The organism is Murinocardiopsis flavida, assembly GCF_003014485.1.
Classification (GTDB): Bacteria; Actinomycetota; Actinomycetes; order Streptosporangiales; family Streptosporangiaceae; genus Murinocardiopsis; species Murinocardiopsis flavida.
This window is the reverse complement of the sequence record NZ_PYGA01000018.1, coordinates 63,701-82,020: the sequence shown is the minus strand read 5'-3', so window position 1 is coordinate 82,020 and position 18,320 is coordinate 63,701. Positions and strand designations below refer to the sequence as shown.

At 72.9% G+C, this 18,320-nt stretch carries 16 protein-coding genes and 1 pseudogene; 12 read left to right on the top strand and 5 right to left on the bottom strand.

Going from position 1 to position 18,320, the window contains the following annotated elements; genetic code table 11:
- The first annotated feature begins 52 nt into the window (after positions 1 to 52).
- A complete protein-coding gene (locus CLV63_RS23335; protein WP_106585328.1) occupies positions 53 to 421 on the top strand; it encodes a hypothetical protein in 369 nt (122 codons plus the stop codon).
- Positions 422 to 454: 33 nt separating this feature from the next.
- Here CLV63_RS23335 and dhaM read toward each other — a convergent pair whose 3' ends face one another.
- The gene (gene dhaM / locus CLV63_RS23330) at positions 455 to 847 is read right to left on the bottom strand and encodes a dihydroxyacetone kinase phosphoryl donor subunit DhaM (RefSeq protein WP_106585396.1); all 393 of its coding nucleotides are present in this window, start codon (positions 845 to 847) and stop codon (positions 455 to 457) included.
- An 84-nt stretch (positions 848 to 931) separates the two neighbouring features.
- Here dhaM and dhaK point away from each other — a divergent pair, with 84 nt between their 5' ends.
- The 4 genes from dhaK to CLV63_RS23310 all read left to right on the top strand — a co-directional run bounded on the left by dhaK (position 932) and on the right by CLV63_RS23310 (position 5,305).
- Positions 932 to 1,933 carry a dihydroxyacetone kinase subunit DhaK gene (gene dhaK, locus CLV63_RS23325; RefSeq protein ID WP_106585327.1) on the top strand — a complete coding sequence of 334 codons (1,002 nt, stop codon included), beginning with the start codon at positions 932 to 934 and terminating at the stop codon, positions 1,931 to 1,933.
- A gap of 70 nt (positions 1,934 to 2,003) precedes the next feature.
- Positions 2,004 to 2,624 (top strand): dihydroxyacetone kinase subunit DhaL, encoded by a 621-nt coding sequence (gene dhaL / locus CLV63_RS23320; RefSeq protein ID WP_106585326.1) that lies wholly within the window; start codon positions 2,004 to 2,006, stop codon positions 2,622 to 2,624.
- Positions 2,625 to 2,773: 149 nt separating this feature from the next.
- Positions 2,774 to 3,403: a DUF4232 domain-containing protein gene (locus CLV63_RS23315; protein WP_146165636.1), complete on the top strand. Its 630-nt coding sequence runs from the start codon at positions 2,774 to 2,776 to the stop codon at positions 3,401 to 3,403.
- Positions 3,404 to 3,574: 171 nt separating this feature from the next.
- Positions 3,575 to 5,305 (top strand): hypothetical protein, encoded by a 1,731-nt coding sequence (locus CLV63_RS23310; RefSeq protein WP_106585324.1) that lies wholly within the window; start codon positions 3,575 to 3,577, stop codon positions 5,303 to 5,305.
- A 12-nt stretch (positions 5,306 to 5,317) separates the two neighbouring features.
- Here CLV63_RS23310 and CLV63_RS23305 read toward each other — a convergent pair whose 3' ends face one another.
- Complete coding sequence (locus CLV63_RS23305; RefSeq protein WP_106585323.1) at positions 5,318 to 6,367, bottom strand: hypothetical protein; 1,050 nt, start codon at positions 6,365 to 6,367, stop codon at positions 5,318 to 5,320.
- A gap of 286 nt (positions 6,368 to 6,653) precedes the next feature.
- Between CLV63_RS23305 and CLV63_RS23300 the strand changes: the two genes are divergently transcribed.
- Together CLV63_RS23300 and CLV63_RS23295 are read left to right on the top strand one after the other, a co-directional pair.
- Entirely contained in the window at positions 6,654 to 7,862 is a 1,209-nt protein-coding gene (locus CLV63_RS23300) for a beta-1,3-glucanase family protein (RefSeq protein ID WP_106585322.1), read from the top strand.
- A gap of 291 nt (positions 7,863 to 8,153) precedes the next feature.
- Positions 8,154 to 8,648, top strand: a complete 495-nt coding sequence (locus CLV63_RS23295; protein WP_106585321.1) for a hypothetical protein — start codon at positions 8,154 to 8,156, stop codon at positions 8,646 to 8,648.
- Between the two features lie 10 nt (positions 8,649 to 8,658).
- Here CLV63_RS23295 and CLV63_RS23290 read toward each other — a convergent pair whose 3' ends face one another.
- Both CLV63_RS23290 and CLV63_RS23285 read right to left on the bottom strand, forming a co-directional pair.
- Positions 8,659 to 9,285, bottom strand: a complete 627-nt coding sequence (locus CLV63_RS23290) for a DUF1707 SHOCT-like domain-containing protein (protein WP_106585320.1) — start codon at positions 9,283 to 9,285, stop codon at positions 8,659 to 8,661.
- Positions 9,286 to 9,427: 142 nt separating this feature from the next.
- On the bottom strand, positions 9,428 to 9,751 hold the full coding sequence (locus CLV63_RS23285; protein ID WP_106585395.1) for a DUF3817 domain-containing protein: 324 nt from the start codon (positions 9,749 to 9,751) through the stop codon (positions 9,428 to 9,430).
- A 619-nt stretch (positions 9,752 to 10,370) separates the two neighbouring features.
- Between CLV63_RS23285 and CLV63_RS23280 the strand changes: the two genes are divergently transcribed.
- Positions 10,371 to 12,203 carry a UvrD-helicase domain-containing protein gene (locus tag CLV63_RS23280; RefSeq protein ID WP_106585394.1) on the top strand — a complete coding sequence of 611 codons (1,833 nt, stop codon included), beginning with the start codon at positions 10,371 to 10,373 and terminating at the stop codon, positions 12,201 to 12,203.
- A gap of 162 nt (positions 12,204 to 12,365) precedes the next feature.
- Here CLV63_RS23280 and CLV63_RS23275 read toward each other — a convergent pair whose 3' ends face one another.
- Positions 12,366 to 13,313: a type IV toxin-antitoxin system AbiEi family antitoxin domain-containing protein gene (locus CLV63_RS23275; protein ID WP_106585319.1), complete on the bottom strand. Its 948-nt coding sequence runs from the start codon at positions 13,311 to 13,313 to the stop codon at positions 12,366 to 12,368.
- Between the two features lie 102 nt (positions 13,314 to 13,415).
- On the opposite strand from CLV63_RS23275, the gene CLV63_RS23270 reads away from it, so the two are divergent.
- The 4 genes and pseudogenes from CLV63_RS23270 to CLV63_RS23255 all read left to right on the top strand — a co-directional run bounded on the left by CLV63_RS23270 (position 13,416) and on the right by CLV63_RS23255 (position 18,318).
- Positions 13,416 to 14,261, top strand: coding sequence for an alpha/beta fold hydrolase (locus tag CLV63_RS23270; protein WP_106585393.1), 846 nt, complete (start codon positions 13,416 to 13,418; stop codon positions 14,259 to 14,261).
- A 30-nt stretch (positions 14,262 to 14,291) separates the two neighbouring features.
- A pseudogene (locus CLV63_RS35300) lies at positions 14,292 to 14,471 on the top strand (hypothetical protein); the annotation flags it as partial.
- Between the two features lie 1,221 nt (positions 14,472 to 15,692).
- Positions 15,693 to 16,256 carry a hypothetical protein gene (locus CLV63_RS23260; RefSeq protein ID WP_106585318.1) on the top strand — a complete coding sequence of 188 codons (564 nt, stop codon included), beginning with the start codon at positions 15,693 to 15,695 and terminating at the stop codon, positions 16,254 to 16,256.
- A gap of 214 nt (positions 16,257 to 16,470) precedes the next feature.
- Positions 16,471 to 18,318, top strand: coding sequence for a GMC family oxidoreductase (locus CLV63_RS23255; RefSeq protein WP_106585317.1), 1,848 nt, complete (start codon positions 16,471 to 16,473; stop codon positions 18,316 to 18,318).
- Positions 18,319 to 18,320: the final 2 nt, after the last annotated feature.

Sequence of the window (18,320 nt, the reverse complement as noted above, 5' to 3'; positions counted from 1 at the left end):
CCCCGCTGCGCGCCCCTTTCACGTCCCCCTTTTGGCCCCTTTTGGAGCGTCCATGCGCTACCACATCGCCGCGCGCCTCGCCGCCCCCGCCGCCATCACCCCCATGCGCCGCTATCGGCGCTTCAGCACCGCGAACCTCATGACGGGCTTCCTCGTCCCCGGCAGCAGGATGGCGCGCAGCGACGGCGCCTGCGCCGTTCTCGACGGGCGCACCGTCACCGTCCACGAGCACGGCGCGCACCTCGCGCTGCACCTCGAAGCGCCCACGCTGGCCTTTGCCGAGCACGCGGCGCGCAGCCTGGTGACCATCCTGGTCCGCGACTTCCGCGAACTCACGGGGTGGTCGGTCGCCTCCTGCGCGGCGACCATCACCGAGGACGAGTTCGGTGCGCTCATGGGCTCGCTCGACAGCAGCAGGTGACGCCGCGCGGCCGGTGCCGCCGGCCGCGCCGGGTCAGAACTTCACCGCGCTCCGGGCGTCCTTCGCCGCCTGGACGACGGTGTCGAGGTCCGCGCCGCTCGACGCGGTGACCGCCGCCGCGACCGCGCCCTCCACGAAGGGCGCGTCGACCAGGACCACGTCGGGGCGCGGATCGTCGTCCAGCACGATCCTGGCGGTCAGGACCGCGCTGCCGATGTCGGGCAGCAGCACCACGCCCCTGCCGCTGTCGGCCTGCGCGATGGCGGCCCGGATCAGCGTGTCGCTGGTGCCGATGCCGCCGTCCTCGGTGCCTCCCGCGACAGCGGGCGGCGACGACGCGCCGAGAAGCTCCGCCACCAGGTCGCGCAGCCCGGAGGCAAGGCGCTCGCTGTGCGACACGAGTACGATTCCGACTAGTTCGCTCATGTGCACCAAGGCTAGACCGCCGTTCGCGCCGAAGGACGGCACCAGGACCGCGATGCAGACTCCTTTTCGTCTAAGGATGTGGCCGTGAAGAAGTTCCTGAACACCGCCGATTCGTTCCTCGCAGACAGCCTCGCCGGGCTCGGGGCGGCGCATCCCGCCCTCCGGGTCGACATCGAGAACCGGGTGGTCACCCGCTCCGAAGGGGTCGCCGACGGCCGGGTGGCCCTGGTGTCGGGCGGCGGCTCGGGCCACGAGCCGCTGCACGCCGGGTTCGTCGGCGACGGCATGCTGGCCGCCGCGTGCCCCGGCGAGATCTTCACGTCGCCGGTCCCCGACCAGATGCTCGCCGCCGCCGCTGCCGTCGACACCGGCGCCGGCGTGGTGTTCGTCGTGAAGAACTACACCGGCGACGTCATGAACTTCGACATGGCGGCCGATCTCGCCGGCGACGACGGGATCCGGGTCGAGACCGTCCTGGTCGACGACGACGTCGCCGTGCAGGACTCCACGTTCACGGCGGGCCGCCGCGGCACCGGCGCGACACTGCTCGTCGAGAAGATCGCCGGCGCGGCGGCCGAGCGCGGCGACGGCCTCGGCGTGGTCGCCGACATCGGCCGCAGGGTCAACGCCGCGTCGCGCTCGTTCGCCGTCGCACTCACGGCGAGCACCACGCCCGGCGCCGACCGTCCGGGGTTCGACCTGCCCGAGGACGAGATCGAGGTCGGTGTCGGCATCCACGGCGAGCCCGGCCGCAGCAGGGAGAAGATGCGCCCCGCCGACGAGATCGTCGCCGACATGATGGCGGCGATCCTGGCCGACCACCGCGACCTCGGATCGGGCTCCGATGCGATCGTGCTCGTCAACGGCATGGGCGCCACCCCGCTCAGCGAGCTGTACCTGGTCTACGGCCGGGTCGCCGCGATCCTGGCCGACCACGGCGTGACCATCGCCCGCAACCTCGTCGGCGACTACGTCACCAGCCTCGACATGGCCGGGTGCTCGATCACGGTGTGCAAGGCCGAGGAGTCCTTCGTGCACCTGTGGGACGCGCCGGTGCGCACCCCGTCGCTGCGCTGGGGGATCTGACCTACCGCGCGCCGAGGGGCGCGGGTTCGGAGGGGGCAGGGCTGTGCTGGAGTAGAGGAGTGAGGAAGCAATGGACATCAAGACCGCCCGCGCCTGGGTGCGCGCCATCGCCGCGTCCGTCGAGGCCGGGAAGGACCGGCTGACCCGGCTCGACTCCGCGATCGGCGACGCCGACCACGGAAACAACCTGCACCGCGGGTTCACCGCGGTCGACGCCGCGCTGGCGACCCACCCGGCCGCCACCCCCGGCGATGTCCTGGTCACGACGGGGAGCACCCTCATATCCAAGGTCGGCGGCGCCTCGGGGCCGCTGTACGGCTCGCTGTTCCGCGCGGCCGGCAAGCGGCTCACCCAGTCGGCGCCGACCCCGGCGGACCTCGCCGACGCCCTCGACGCCGGGCTGGCCGCCGTGCGCAAGCTCGGGTCGGCCCAGGTCGGCGACAAGACGATGGTCGACGCCCTGACCCCCGCGCTGGAGGCGCTGCGCGCCGCGGCGGAGTCGGGGGCCGACCTCCCCGCCGCGGCCCATGCCGCGGCGAAGGCCGCCGCCGACGGCGCCGCGTCCACCATCCCCCTCCAGGCGCGGAAGGGCCGCGCGTCCTACCTGGGCCAGCGCAGCCAGGGCCACGAGGACCCCGGCGCCGCGTCCACCGCGATGATCTTCACGGCGCTCGCCGAGGCCGCCGGCTGACCGGCGCCCGGCGGGCCCCACGCGTCCGACCGTAACCGGTTTACCTGCGCAAACGTCCGGCTTCGGCCAGCATGCGCACGGCCGCCCGGCGAACTCCGCCCGCGGTGTCCCCGTCTCATGGGATGAGGGGACACACCAAGGGGGAGATCATGGGGAAGTCCACGAGGGCGAACACGGGAATGCCGACCGGCCGCGCCTGGGCCGCGCGCTGCCTGCTGGGGGCCGCCGCGGCGGTGCCCGCCATCGCCATCGGCGCGCCATTGGCCGCGGCCCAGCCGGCGGCCGACCCGTCGGCGTCCGCCGCCCCGCCGGCGTCGCACGCCGAGGCGCGGCCGTGCGTGACCGGCGACTTCAAGATCATCGAGAACGACCGCAAGGCCGCGGCGGGGACCACCTACATCGAGTTCGCCATGATCCGAATCGGCGGCGACGGCGACCCGCAGAACGAGCCGTGCGACCTGTCGCGGCGGGTCGGCACCCACTGGATCGACGAGTACAACGGCGACCGGGTCGGCTCGTGGGCCGAGTACGGCGACGGCACCGACCGCCCGTCGTTCGTCGTGGCCCCCGGCGGGCAGGCCCTGCTGACCGTGGCCCAGCCCGACCCGGCCAACCACGACCCCGCGGACTGCGATCCCCGCGACGTCGCCGGGATCCAGGTCTACCTGGAGTTCGAGGGCGACGGCGGCACCTACGCCCCCACCGGCGGCAGGGACGAGATGTGCGCGGTCGAGGGGGCGGCCGTCCCGCGGGTGACCGTCGAGGAATGGCCGTACTGACCCGGACGTCGCGGCAGTGCCCGACCGGTGCCCGCCGCACGGCGCGGCCGGGCACCGGCGCGGCGTATCGGGTCGGTGCGCATCTCTACGATGGGAGGCCGGAACGGGTCGACCACGCGGCCGACCGTGCTTCCGCCTCGCCCGTTCTCTCTTCTCGTTGGGGTTGCCGCCATGCGCCTGGTGTTCACGAACGCCGATCAGGACACGTTCGATGAGTACCGCTCCCGGTTCGCCGCGCGCGTGCGCGAACGCGGCGGCTCGGTGTCGCCGTCGGTGCTCAAGACCGTTCTCGACTACAAGTTCGGCGAGCCCGACGCCGGCGGCGACGGGCAGCTCGCCCAGTGGCACCGCGGCGACGTCGCCGCCCTGCTGCTCGACTGGCTGCCGCGGCTCGGCGGCGCCGACCTGCCCTCGGAGGACGCGGTCCGCACCGCTTTGGAGGCGTGGTTCGGCCTCCTCACCGAGCAGGAGTGGTGGGATCCCCGCTCCGACTCCGTCGCGGAGCTGCTGGCGGTCATCGGCGAGGTCGCCGAGGGCTACCAGCGCGCCGCGGCGAACCGCGCCGAGCACCACATCGCCTCCTACATGACCGAGGTCATGGTCGACAACGACATCGACATCGAGGACCCGGAGCAGGTCGCCGACTTCGAGCGGCGGGTCGACGCCGGCGAGATCGACGTCGACTTCGCGCTGCTCTCGGGGCTCGCCGACGGCAGCATCGAGCCGCCGCCGTCCTTCCTGTCCGGGGCCGGGCGCTTCGGCGCGTCCTGGCGGGCGCCGGTGCTGCTGGAGGGCGCCGCACTCGACGCCGCCATCACCGCGGCCCCCGGGTACGCCGCGCTCAAGGAGGAGTTCGACGCCCTCGACGACATGTACGACGACGTCGCCGCCGACGCCGATGCCGACCCGCGCGCCGGCGACCCCGTGCTGGTCTGGGACTTCGGATTCGAGTCGATCGCCGACGACCTGCTCGACATCACCGAGCTCGACGAGGACGGCTTCGACGAGGCGTTCGACGCCGACCCGGAGGACGTCGTCGAGCAGGTCCTCATGGTGCTGTTCATGGAGCGGCTGCCCATGCCCGAGAACCTGGTGGGCGAGCTCGTCGCCGACATGTGCGGTGCCCTGGACGACAGCGCGCCCGCCACCGGGCAGGTCGCGCTGTTCGACCGCGCGGCCGGGTTCGTGCTCGGCGAGCTGCGGCGCCACGGCGCCGTCGTCCGCGAGGAGCACGGCCAGGACGCCGACGCCGCCGGGGGCCCGGTCGTGTCGCTGACCCCGCTCGGCGAGTGGGCGGCCTACCGGGAGCTCACCGACGCCGGCTACGACATCCGCACCTTCGACGAGCTCATGGCCGAGAGCGCCGAGGTGCTGGTCGAGCGCGCGGCGTCCGGCGAGCCGGGCGGCGACCTCGACCTGGAGGCGTGGATCGAGGCGCGCGACATCGAGTCGGCGGTGCGGGAGCTGACCGCTGTGGCGGTCCGCACCGACGACAGCACCCACCGCGCCACGGTGAGCGCCGCGACCGCCGAACGCGCGCTGCTGGCGCGCCCCGTCTACGAGGAGCTGCTGGAGGTCCCCGCCGCCGGCCGGCTGGCGCGCACCTGGCTGTTCCACGCGGGTTTCCGCAAGGAGTCCGACCTCCAGGCCGACGACCTCGAATGGCACACGGTCGACGCGATCGCGGCCATGGCCCGCATGGACCTGATGGACGACGAGCAGATCGCCGACCTGCCGGTGCGCCGCCAGGGCGGCGTCCCCTCGATCATCGACCTCGCGGTGGAGCACCAGCACCCGGAGGCGGCGTTCCTGCTGAGCTGGTTGGGCGAGCACCACTCCGACGCCGCCGTCCGCAAGGAGGCGCGCACCGCGCTGTTCCGGCTGAGCAGCCGCGGCGCGTGACCCCGGCGGCGGTCAGCCGGCCTCGGGGAGGTCGTGGAGGTACGGGTGGCCGCCGGGGTCGCGCCGGGTGAACCAGGTCTCGACGGCGGGCGGCTCGGCGGAGACCCCCGCTGTGTCGGGGGACCAGAAGATCCAGCGGTGGTCGAAGTCGGTGTAGGCGGCGGTGTCGAACACGGCGAACACCGACTCGGCGGCATCGTCGGCGAAGCCGGCCTGGTCGGCGAGCGCGTTCTTGGCGTGCTCGACCAGCAGGTGCAGCGCCAGCGCCTCGGCGGTGCAGGTCGGCGGGGTCCACTCGGTCTCGGTAAGGCGGGCGAACACGGCCGCCGACGCCATCAGGAACCGCTTGGCGAAGAGCGCGTCGAACCGGTCGTGCCAGTGCCGCGGGAGATCGTGCAGCGCGAGGAGCACCTCGCAGTCGGCGGCGGTGGGCTCCTCGCCGTCGTCCTCGACGCTCTGGGCCTCCTGTTCGAGGGTGAGCGCGTCGACGAACAACTCGTCGGTGAGCACCACCGCGGACTCCAGGAGCGCTCCCGCGGCGATCGCCGCGTCGCCCTGCGGGGCCTGCCCGTGCGGCGCGGCCGGGTCGAAGGCCGTGGCGTCGAAGGCGCGCAGCCGCGCCGATTCGGCGGCGAGGCGGGTGCGGCACCCCTCGACGTCGGCCTCCGGGTGCTCCGACGGCGGCCCCTGGCCGGGTGCGTCGTCGGCGAACGCCTCGACGGCCTCGGCGAGCTCGGCGTCGGTGACGGTGACCTCGCACTTTCCGAGCAGCCAGTCGTCGAGCAGTTCGGTGCGCTCCATGATCTCGCGCAGCAGCGCCTCGGCGCCGTTCTCGGCGAAGGCGAGGGCCGGCGCCTCCACGAGGAGTTCGATGACGACGCCCGCGCCGTGCACGTAGAGGTCGTGGCCGAACGGGGTGATCTCCACGCCGTCGGGCCCTTTGATGGTCGCGGCGCGGTCGAGCCACTCCGAGACCAGGGCGGATACCCCGTACTGCTGGAGGCCGTCGAGGTCGCCGGTGTCCTCCGGCGGCATCAGGTCGGCGATGATGCGGTATTCCACGGGCTGTCCCCAAAGCGCGGGTGTTCGGTGCGGGACGGCGAATCGAGGTCCCCATGCAGGATAGGTACGCCGCGGGCCCGGTGCCGCCGGGTCGGGCCCGGCACGGCGGGCGGCGGCGGGCGGCGGCGGGCGCGCGGACTCCGAATGGGAGCGCTTCCACTCTGAATGTGTGATCTATGTCACGCATCAAGGCCACGACCAGCACGGCGATGGAACGCTCGGTGACCCCGCATTGACGTTCCGATTCCATGGTCGACACATTGGTCACTTCGGAAAGGAGCCGATCATGATCAGTCGACGATCATTCCTCAGCGGTCTCGGAGTCACCGCCGTCGCGGCGGGCGCAGCGGGCGTCGCGGGGTTCGCACCCGCCGGCACCCCGACCGCCGCCCTCGCCGGCACAAAGGGGGCGCGGGCCGCATCGCTGCCGCTGACCATCGTCAACAACAGCGGGCGCTACCCCAACAGCGCGGTACGCGCCTACATCGTCGGGACCAACCTCGACACCCAGGAGCAGTGCCATGTCACCGCCGACGGGGCGCTGACCCCCGTCAAGGAGTCCGACAACACCGACGGCGGGTTCACCGACTACAGCATCCCGCTGTCCGACGGGGAGACGCAGATCTCGCTGCCCCAGCCGCTCTCCGGCCGCATGTACCTCGCGTTCGAGGACAAGCTGAAGTTCAAGGTGGTGGTCGACGGCAACGGCAAGCCCGCACTCCAGTACCCGGCCGGGCACGTCGAGGGCGACCCCAGCTACAACGTCCTCTACGACACCTTCGAGTTCACCCACAAGAGCTCCGGCGCCTCCGACGACGGCATGTACTGCAACTCCTCCATGGTCGACCAGTTCAGCGCGCCGATCGCCATCAACCTGAAAGGGGAGAAGGACCAGACCACCGGCCGGCTCGTCGAGGGCGGACGCGACCGGATCTTCGACGCCATCGCCGCGGACCCCGACCTTTCCCCGCTCATCGTCGGCGACCGCATGCGGATCATCGCGCCGAGCCACGGCCTCGACCTCGGCGCGTTCCCCGACGACTACTTCGCCCCCTACATCGACGAGGTGTGGTCCCACTACGCCGGCAACGACCTCAAGGTCACCACCAACGAGGGCACCTTCACCGGGCGGGTCGCCGACGGACTCCTCAAGTTCGACGGCGGCGTCACCCCGTTCGAGAAGCCCTCGACCCGCGACGTGCTGTTCTGCGACGGGGCGCTCGCCGCCCCCAACGACCCCACGACCGGCCCCGTGGCGGCGATCCTCGGCGCCGGATTCAACCGGTCGACGCTGCTCTCGCACGCCGACCAGCCCACGCGCGACGCCGCGACCTTCTACCAGACCGAGATCAGCAACCACTACTCGCGCATCCTGCACGAGAACATGGTCGACGGTAAGGCGTACGGCTTCGCGTTCGACGACGTCGCCGACTTCGCGTCCTACGTCCAGGACCACGCCCCGAAGTCGGTCACGGTCACCATCACGCCGTTCTAAGCGGCGCCGATCGCGGGCGCCGCACCGCCCGCACGGCACGCACGGCCCGCAGCGGGTTTCACGTACCGACCGGAGCGGGGGCTCCGGGGACGGCGGTACGCGACCAAGGGCAGACGGCAGTACCCGAACAGGGACACCGGGTCAGGAGCGCCAGGGCGGGGCTGCCGGAGCGGCCCACCGCCACGGGCTCGGTATCCACAGGCGGCGGAACCGGGGTGGCGCGGGGACGCGCCCGGGCGGAAACCTGGGACGGCAGGAGCCCGCCGGGGCTCCCCTCCGATCGGAGCCGCCATGATCCTCCGCATACCCCCTACGCTGGTGCTGGTCCTGACCGCACTGCTGCTCACCGCGTCAGCGCGGCCCGCGGTGCGCGGCTCCCCCGAGGAGGTCGACGGTTTCGTGCTCACCCACCTCCCCCACGGCATCGGCACCGGCGTCGCCGACTTCCGCACCGAGTGGGGCGGGGTCGCGTTCGCCTCGCGCGTGTGGGAGCGCCGGCTACCCGACGGCGGCCACCGCGTCGACGCCAAGGTGAACGTCATGCGCGGGGAGCGGCTGCGCGACCTCGCGTCGCTGCGCGCGTTCCTCGCCGAGTACCACGAGCACGACCCCGACGATTGGCACCTGGTCGCGTTCGAGCACCCCGAGGGGCACGGGCTGCGGACGTCCGGTTTCGTGTTCTGGCTGGTGCGGCCGGGCACCGCGGTGTCGATCCGGCTCGACCCCGAGCGGTTCGGCGCCGCCGAACTCACCCGCACCGCGCTCGGCACGAAGTCCGCCGGGTGAGCCCGCGGGGCTACTCCTCCCAGCTCAGCCAGTCGTCCAAGCGCATCTTGTAGCGCACCTTCAGCGAGCCGCCCTTGACCGATCCGGTGATCTTGAAATGCGGCGCGGGCCCCGTGCGGACCTCCGGCACCCGGCTGTCGACACTGCCGAACCACGAGGTGTCGACATCGATCTCTGCGCTGGCGCCGTCGGGCAGCACGAACTTCGCCTCGCCCCACGAGGCGGTGAGGTCGATCTCGACCACCGAGCTCTCGAAGGTCGCCTCGCGGAAGTTGAGCCGGGTGTCGCCGTAGGGGTTGGCCACCACGATCGAGCCGGGCACCCGCCAGTTGCCGCGCCGGGCGATGGTCCCCGCCTTGGCCTTGAGCTCCAGCGTCTCGCCCGTGGGCTCGACCCGCCCGGCGGGGGCGGTGCGGGCCACGTTGGCGCCGGTCTCGCGGGGCACGGGGAGGTCCTCGGTGATGGGTTCGAGGTCGGCGTAGGTGCGCGCCCGGTAGTTGCGGTCGAGGCGGTCGTCGAGCTCGTCCAGGGTGATGCGGCCCTCGGCCGCTGCTTCGCGCAGGATCTCCGACACCCGCTCGCGGTCGGAATCCGAGGCCCGCATGCTCCGCTGGTCGTCCGGTCGGTCTGGGCTCACGTCGCTCCTGTCGATGCTCGACCCTGCGCTGGCCGTCTCATCGTAGTCGCGTCCCGCCGCGCCCCCAATGGGCCTGGGCCGGTTCGGTCCGCCGCCGTCCCGGGGCGGCGCCGCACTGCGCGGCCGAGGCCGGGGCGCTCGCTCAGGCGGCGTTCTCCAGCACCGGCTCGGCGGCGCTCGGGGCGATCCGGCGGGTCCGGGTCGCCCAGCGCTCGAACACCACCGTGCCGAGCGGCGGGACGCTCGCGACCAGCGCCAGCAGCCCGGTCCACGGGCTCCAGCGCAGCCGCACCCATGCGATCAGGGCGATCAGGACGTAGACCATGAACGCGATCCCGTGCGCCATGCCGAAGATCTGGACCCCGATCTCCTCCTCGGCGACGACGTACTTGAACAGCATCCCGATCAGCAGGCCCACCCAGGTGAACGCCTCGACTGCCGCGATCACGCGGAACGTGGTGAGCATGGACACGGTGGCCTCCTGAGTGGGGCTGACGGGGGTCGAGTGGGGGTGGGTACCCGGGCCTCCAGTCTGGCCCAGCACCGGGACCGCACGGCGCGTGACGTGCGTTACCCGCCTGCCGCGCAGACCCGTCGTCCGTGACCGGGACGCGGGGCGGCGGGGACCCGTGGTCCGCAACCGAAAAGCGGTCCGAGCGCGGGGCCCGGGTTTCGGCGGCGCCGGTCTCCTCCGGAATCCGCCTATCGTTCCCTGACCGTGACTTTCACTGCTGCGTCCGGCCGCGTCCCCCGCGGCCGCCGCGACCTCTGACCCCACAATTTCCCCTGTTTCGGACCGCATAGAAGACTGCTTTCGGACCCAGGGATCGTGGACAAGTCCGCAGGTCGCCGAACGCGCCCGGACAAAGTCCCGGAACCGACTCGAATACCTGTGCCAATCAATGCCATGACCTGCATGGACATGCCATCCTCCGGCGCCCGGACACCTGTCGGCAATCGCCCCGGAACGGGCGTTTGCCCAAATTCCGGCGCGAGCATGTTTGAGGGTGAGGGCACCGGTTCCCGCCGGTTCCCCCGCAGCTCCAACGCTCCACGCAACGCCGATGACCGGAGGAATGCACGACGTGCCTCAGTACGCGATAGCTCCGACCTTCCTGTCCGATTTCGGCTACCTCAGCAGCACCGTCCAGAGCGCCACGCTCGCCATGGTCCAGACCTACGTCTCAGGCGCCCGCGACCACCTCGAAACCGTCCCCGGCGCGCGCGACCCCCGTGTCCGCCTCGTGCGGGTCGGGCCGGAGTGGTCCATGGTGGTGGCGCCGGCCGACCACGGCCGCTCGTGCATCGTCGCGGTGCGCCCCCACGACGACGCCGTGGCGTTCGCCCGCCGCTACGAAGCCGTGAGCGCCGCCGCTCTCGAACTCCTCGACCTCCGCGACCAGCCCGCCGGGCCGCTCGGGGCGCCCTCGGTCAGCGGACCCGCCGCGCTCGCCGACGCCCTCTCCCTGCCCTTCGCCGACTGGCAGCTCAGCCTGCACCCCGACCACCGCGTCCTGGCCGACACCCGGTTCGCCGGGTCGGCGCAGGTCAGCGGCGGGCCCGGCACCGGAAAGACCGTCATCGCGCTGCACCGCGCGGCCCGGCTGGCGTCGCTCGACGCCGCCCTCTTCCCCGGCGAGCCGCGCAGCTCCGTGCTGCTCACCGCCGTCAACCGGCTGCTCGCCCAGACCCTCTCCGCGCAGCTCGACCGGCTCGTGACCGACCCCGAGGCGCGGTCGCGCATCGACGTCCTGACCATCGACGGCCTCGCCCGCTCCGTCGTCCACGAGCACACCGGCCATGCGCCGGTCACGCTCGGCGACGACGCGCTGAGCGAGCGCTGGCGCGACGCCGCGCGGGCCGACGGCGTCCCGTACTCCGGCCGGTTCCTCGCCGACGAATGGGAGCAGGTGATCCTCGCCCGCGACTTCACCGAACTCGCCGACTACGTGCGCTGCGAGCGCAGCGGCCGGCTGCTGCACCTGGCGCCCGAGCACCGGGTCCACGTGTGGGAGATCATCCGCCGCTACAGCGCCGCCCTGCGCGCCGGCGGCGAGTGGACCTACCCGCAGGTGGCGCTCGAAGCCGCGCGGCTGCTGCGCGGGCCCGGGCCGCGCTACCGGCACATCCTCGTCGACGAGGCGCAGGACCTGCACCCCGCCCAGTGGCGGCTGCTCCGGGCGGCCGTCGAACCCGGACCCGACGACCTGTTCATCGTCGGCGACCCCGGCCAGCGCGGCTACGACAGCAGGGTCTCGCTGGCCTCGCTCGGCATCAACGTGCGGGGGCGCGGCCACCGGCTGCGGGTGAGCCACCGGGTCACCCAGGAGATCCTGGACTGGGCGGCGCAGGTGCTCGGGCCGGTCGCACCGAACGCCGACGACGGTTCGGCCGAGCCCGCCGGGTACCGCTCGGTGCTGCACGGCCCGGCCCCGGTCCTGCGCGGCTGCGCCCACAGGTCCGAGGAGCTCACCGCGCTCGGCGACCAGGTGCGCGCCTGGCTCGACTCCGGGGTCGACGCGTCGACCATCGCGGTGGCCGGCCGCAACCAGTGGGTGGTGCGCAACGTCGCCAAGGAACTGGCGGCGCGCGGCATCATCACCGCGGCGCTCGACTCCGCCGACCAGGGCGAGGCGGTGCGGATCGGCACCATGCACAAGCTCAAGGGGCAGGAGTTCCGCTGTGTGGCGGTAGTGGGCATGGGCGACCCCCTGGTGCCGCCCAAGGCGGCCATCGACTCCGCCGAGGGCGACCCTGTGGCGCTGGAGCACGTGTACCACCAGGAACGCGCCCTGCTGTTCATGACCTGCACCCGGGCCCGCGACGCGCTGTACGTCTCGTATGTGGGTTCGCCGAGCCGGTTCCTGCCGCACACGGCCCGCCCGGTGGGCGGGTACACCGAACCGATGCCCCAGTAACCCGTTGACCAGGGCGCCGGCGGCGCGGAGCACGGTGCTCCGCGCCGCCCGCGCCGCGGTGCGGTGCCAGACCCGCGGCGCGCAGCGGCGCTGCGGCGTCGAGCCCGCCGCGGTGCCAGACCTGCGGCACCACCCGCGCCGCCCTACGCGGCGGGATCAGGCTCACGGAGCCGTCCGCGGCGCGGGGGCGGCGCCCTGGCGCAGGGCCGCTCGGATCATGGCGGCGATCTCGGCGGGCCGCCCGAGGTCGCGCCAGGCGAACCGGAGCAGCACGAGGCGTTCGGGGGCCACGGCGATGCCGTTCTGCCGCCTGCGGTCGCCGAACAGGGCGTCGGGCAGGGTGTGCGGGCCCGTGCCGTCGGCCTCGGCTGCGACGCCGCGGCCGGGCCAGGCGAGGTCGACGTAGCCCACCGGCGCGCCGGTGGAGTCGCGCACGGGGTATTGCAGGGTCTCGGGGGCGATACCGGCGTCGACGCAGATGAGCCGGAGCCGGGACTCGAACGTGCTCTGCGCGCGGGGATCGGCAAGGGCCCACCAGGGGCGGCTGCGCGGGGCGCCGGGGCGGCCGGCGTTGGCCTCGGCGAGGGCGGGGAGGTCGGCGGGCGCAACCAGGCCCTGGTACAGCGCCGAGTCGATGGCGCTGACGGCGCTGTGGCGGTCGGTGCACAGCACGGTGTCGCGCAGGGTGCGCGCGGGGGTCGTGAGGCGGATGCCGCCGCGCATGGTGATCTCGCCCGGCGGGACGGTCCAGCCGTGCAGCCGCAGGCCGTCGCCGCCGCGACTGCTGCCCCGCCCGGCGACGCTCAGGTGCAGGTGGTCGTAGCCCGGCCCGGGCAGCAGCCCTTGGATGCGCCACAGCCGCGCGGCGGTGGGGCCCACCGCGACCGAGCGGGGGCCGTAGGCGAGCTGCACCGCGACGACCCGCGCCGCCAATGACGGCGCGGGATCGCCCCGGGCGAGGTAGACGCCCGGGCGTAGGCGGCGCCACCTGCGTGACCGGACCAGCGAGGCGATCTGGGCCGGACTCAGCCCGCAGCCGAGCGCCTGCGCACGGGAGAGCACCCAGTGCTGGCTCGCCGCGAGGGAGTTCGCGTTGGAGAGTTCCGCCATGCCCCCACGGTGTCCCTCCGCTTCCCCGCGCCGCCACCGCGATTCGCGGCCCTGTGGACAACCCCCGTGCGCGGCGCCGACGCTCCGCGCGAGAATCGCCGGATGGAATCGACTGCCGCGGCCGACGACGGTGTCAGGCTCTGGGCGGACCGGACGGGCCGAGGCGAGCCCCTTGTCTGCTGCCACGGCGGGCCGGGACTGTGGGACACCTTCGGTGGCGTCGCCGACCTGCTCGCCGCCGACCTGGCCGTGTACCGCTGGGACCAGCGGGGCTGCGGCCGGTCGCAGCGCACCGGCCCCTACTCCACCGCGCGGACGCTGGCCGACCTCGACGCGGTGCGGCGGCACTTCGGGTTGGAGCGGATGGCGCTGCTCGGCCACTCGTGGGGCGCCCGGCTCGCGCTCCAGTACGCGATCGAACACCCCGAGCGCGTGAGCGCGCTGGTCTACGTCTCCGGCACCGGCATCGACCAGGACGCCGCCTGGCACGCCGCCTATGCCCGCGCACGCGACGAACGGCTCGGCCCGCACCTGGAGCGGTGGCGGGCCCTCAAGCACAAGGACCGCACCGGCGCCGAGGACCGCGAGTTCTCGGTCCTCCAGTGGTCGGCGGACTTCGCGGACCCGGCCCGGGCCATGGAGCACGCCGAGCGCATGGCCGAACCGTGGTTCGGGGTGAACTTCGCGTGCAACGCCGCCCTCATTGCGGAGGACCGCACTCTCTGGGGGACGCCGGAGCTGCGGGCCGCCTGCGCGGAACTGGACGTGCCGACGCTCATCATCGACGGCGCCGAGGACATCCGGCCCCGCTGGTCGGTCGACTCCCTGGAGCACGCACTCCCCCGCGTCACCCGCATCACCCTGAAGTCCGCCGCCCACCTCCCCTGGACCGAGACCCCCGAGGCTTTCCGTACAACCATCACCGAGTTCCTCACCAATCACCCCTGACGCGGATCCACCCCGCCGAACTCGGCTCACCGTGTCGAAGCAGGTGAACACCGAGATGGCGCGGACCTGCGGGATTCCAATCACCCTGGGCATTGCGAGCACTCCATCCCCACTGTTGAGTGGGCCGACTTCCTCTCAGGCGTGAAGCGCGCGCCCTCATCCCCGACGAGACCGTGCGCAGGTCTGAGGAGTTGGCGAGACGGAGGTTAGGCTTTTTGGATCGGTCCGTCTGCTGGGCGGCCTTGTCGCAGTGCCGCGTGCGGGTGGTCTGTGGTTACAAGCAGCGCCAAAGGCGAGAGGTGGGCCGGGCCCCAGCGGTATCCGGCCGGGTGTGCGGTGGGGACAATCGGCACCAACGGCGGCAAGGGGCCGGGCTCGGCGGTATCGGTCCGTGCGCGCAGTGGCGGGGTGGGCGACGGGGCAGCGACGGCCGGGGGTGCGCGGTCGGAGGCGGGTTCCCCGGGGCCGCCCGCGCGCACCCGCGTCCCTGCTCAGCAGAAAGCACGGCTACCTGCGCAGAGCCGCACCCACGGAGGGTAATTAGGGGCCTATGTCCCTTTTGGTCGCGTGATTCCTGGCAGAGGGGTACGGATTCGGGCCCCGAATCAAGATCATGTCCATCATGCGGACTGGCAGCCGGGCGAATCCGCCTTCATGCGCCCGAATTGCGACTTTGCGTCCGGTTTTCGCGGACAGTGCGGGCCCGGCAAGCGGAGGGGTCGCCATCCAGGTGTCATGAGGGCTCATCCTGGATGGCGACCCCCATCGATTTCCCACCATGTGAGACGAAAGGGATGGTGGGGTGCCACGCCCGAACCCCTGACCTGCGCACTTGTCCGGGCCGTCGCGCTGCGGCGGCTCAACACCCCCCGCCCCAAACGCGGCGGTGGTCTGCCGCGCACCCCGACCCACCACCGCCCGTCGCCGCCCCGTCGCCAACCCCGACCACCGCGCACCCGACCCGATCCGACCGAGCCCGACCCCTCGCCGCCCTTGGCGCTGCTTGTCACCGAAGACCGCCCGCACGCGGCCCGGCGAGAAGGCCGCCCAGCAGACGGACCGATCCCCCCGCACTCCGACCCGATCCAACCCGGGCCCGACCCCCACCCGCCTTTGGCGCTGCTTGTCACCGAAGACCGCCTGCACGCGGCACGGCGACAAGGCCGACCAGCGAACGGACCGATCCCCGCGGACGGACCGGCCCTGAAAAACCGAAAGTCCACGGCGAGATGGGCGACGAGTGGCGCACCACTGAGAGGTCGCGCAGATCGGGTGAGGTGCTCACTCTGCGGTGGGGTGAGGTGTCCGCTCTGGGGTGCGGTGCTCGCTCTGGGGTGGGGTGGAGGCGGTGCACGGGCCCTGTGGTCGTGGAGGTATCGCGGACTCCGATGAGCGGTAGGTTCGACTCGCCGAAATACGCCAGGAGGGCGAATGCAGCCGAATCCACCGCAGCACGGGTTTCCCCAGTACGGTCAGCAGCCGATGGCGGGCGGACCCGCGCCGTGGGGCGGCGGGCCGAACCCGCCGGCGGCGCCGCCCAAGCCTCGGGCGAATGCCCCGGCGGCGATGATCGCCGGCAGCCTGGCGCTGCTCGCCGCCGCCATGTTCGCCTGGTTCGCGCTCACCAACGTCGTCTTGGCCAACGGGCCGACCGGCATCTGGTCCAGCGTGGTGGTGGTGAACGTGTTCGGCGGCGTCGTCAGCACCGGGGTCCTGGCGGTCGCAGCAGGGTTCACGTTTGCCCGCAGGATTCCCGGCGCGTGGACGCTGTGCGCGATCTGCGCGCTCTACGTCGTGGCGGTCCTCGGGGCGGCGCCGCTTCTGTGGGGCACACCCTTCAGTGATCAGCTCCAGTTCGTCTTCGGCTTCAAGGAGAGCGACGACGTCGCCATCGGGCTGGCGACCCTCTTCGGCGCCCCGACCGCGATCGCCGCGGCGATCGCCGGAAGCGTGAAGTCGTACGGCCCGACCACCGCCACACCGCCCCGCCCGTGACCACCCCGTTCGGGGAGCCGGGTCGGCCATGAGCCGCACCGGCAGGGGTGGAACGGGCTTGCGCGGAGGGTCGGGCGGGTTGTTTCATGGACGTCCTACTGGCGAGTAGGAACCGTGCGGCAGTCGGGGCCGCCTCGGCACGCGACTCGTTCGATCCGATCCGGGTGCCGACGCGGCACCGGTCGCCGTCCCCCGCCCGAGATGAGGTCGTCCCATGGCAGCGCGAGCGCACCCCCACGGCCCCGGGGAGGGATCCGAGGCCGCTCCCACTCCACCGCGTGAGGGGCCCACGGACGAGGGTGGCTCCTTCGACTACGACGTGGTCGTCATCGGTTCGGGGTTCGGGGGCTCCGTCAGCGCGCTCCGCCTCACCGAGAAGGGCTACCGCGTCGGGGTCATGGAGGCGGGTCGCCGATTCACGCCCGACACCCTGCCCAAGGACTCCTGGGACCTCCGCAACTTCCTGTGGGCGCCCGCGCTCGGCCTGTTCGGCATCCAACGCATCCACCTGCTGCGCGACGTCGTCGTGCTGGCGGGCGCCGGGGTCGGCGGCGGGTCGCTGAACTACGCGAACACCCTCTACGAGCCGCTGTCGGAGTTCTTCGAGGACCCCCAGTGGCGGCACATCGCCGACTGGCGCGCCGAACTCGCCCCGTTCTACGACCAGGCGAAGCGGATGCTCGGCGTGCGCACCAACCCCACCATGACGCCGGCAGACGTCCACCTGGCGAAGGCCGCCGAGGGCATGGGGGTCGGCAGCACCTTCCACCTCGCGCCGGTGGGGGTGTTCTTCGGCGATGGCAAGGACGCCGACGGCTTTTGCCCGGCCCGGCCGGGCGAGGAGACCGCCGACCCCTACTTCGGCGGTGCGGGCCCGCGGCGGCGCGCGTGCGTGGAGTGCGGCGAGTGCATGACCGGCTGCCGCCACGGCGCCAAGAACACGCTGACGGAGAACTACCTGTACTTCGCCGAACGCGACGGCGCCGTCGTCCACCCCATGACCTCGGTCGAGCGGCTGCGGCCCACAGCCGACGGGGCGGGCTACGCCGTCGACACCCTCACGACGGGCGCGGCCCGCACGCGGGCGAACGCGCACACGTTCACCGCGCGCCAGGTCGTCCTGGCGGCGGGCACCTACGGCACGCAGACCCTCCTGCACCGCATGCGCGACACCGGGCTGCTGCCGCGCCTCTCGCCCCGGCTCGGCACGCTCACCCGCACCAACTCCGAGGCGCTCGTCGGCGCGATGACCCGCCACGTCGACCCGCCGGAAGACTTCACCCGCGGGGTCGCCATCACCTCGTCAATCCACCCCGACGAGCACACCCACATCGAACCCGTCCGCTACGGCAAGGGCTCCAACTCCATGGGGCTGCTCACGACGATCCAGATCCCCGGGGGCGGCCGGGTCCCGCGCTGGCTGCGCTTCCTCGCCGAGGCGGCCCGGCACCCCTACTTCTTCGCGCGCAGCCTCTCCGTCCGCAGGTGGTCGGAGCGGACCATCATCGGCCTGGTCATGCAGTCGCTCGACAACTCGCTGACCACCTACACCCGCCGCGGCCTCCTCGGCGGGCGCCGGCTCACCTCCCGGCAGGGCCACGGCGCGCCCAACCCCGCGTGGATCCCCGCGGGGCAGGACTTCGCCGAGCGCGTCGCCGAGCAGATCGACGGGAAGCCGGGCGGCACGGTCGGCGAGATCTTCGACATCCCGATGACGGCGCACTTCCTCGGCGGCTGCCCCATCGGCGCCCGCGCGGACGAAGGCGTCATCGACCCCTACCACCGCCTGTACGGGTACCCGGGAATCCATGTCGTCGACGGCTCCGCGGTCACCGCCAACCTCGGGGTGAACCCGTCGCTCACGATCACCGCGCAGGCCGAGCGCGCGATGGCGCTGTGGCCCAACAACGGCGCCGCCGACCCCCGCCCCGGCCAGGGGGCCGGCTACCACCGGGTCGACCCGGTGTTCCCCGACGCGCCCGCCGTCCCGGCCGGCGCGTTCGGCGAGCTGCGCCAGACCGCCCGGACGTCCCCGGAGGTCCGACCGCCGGACGCGCCGTGATC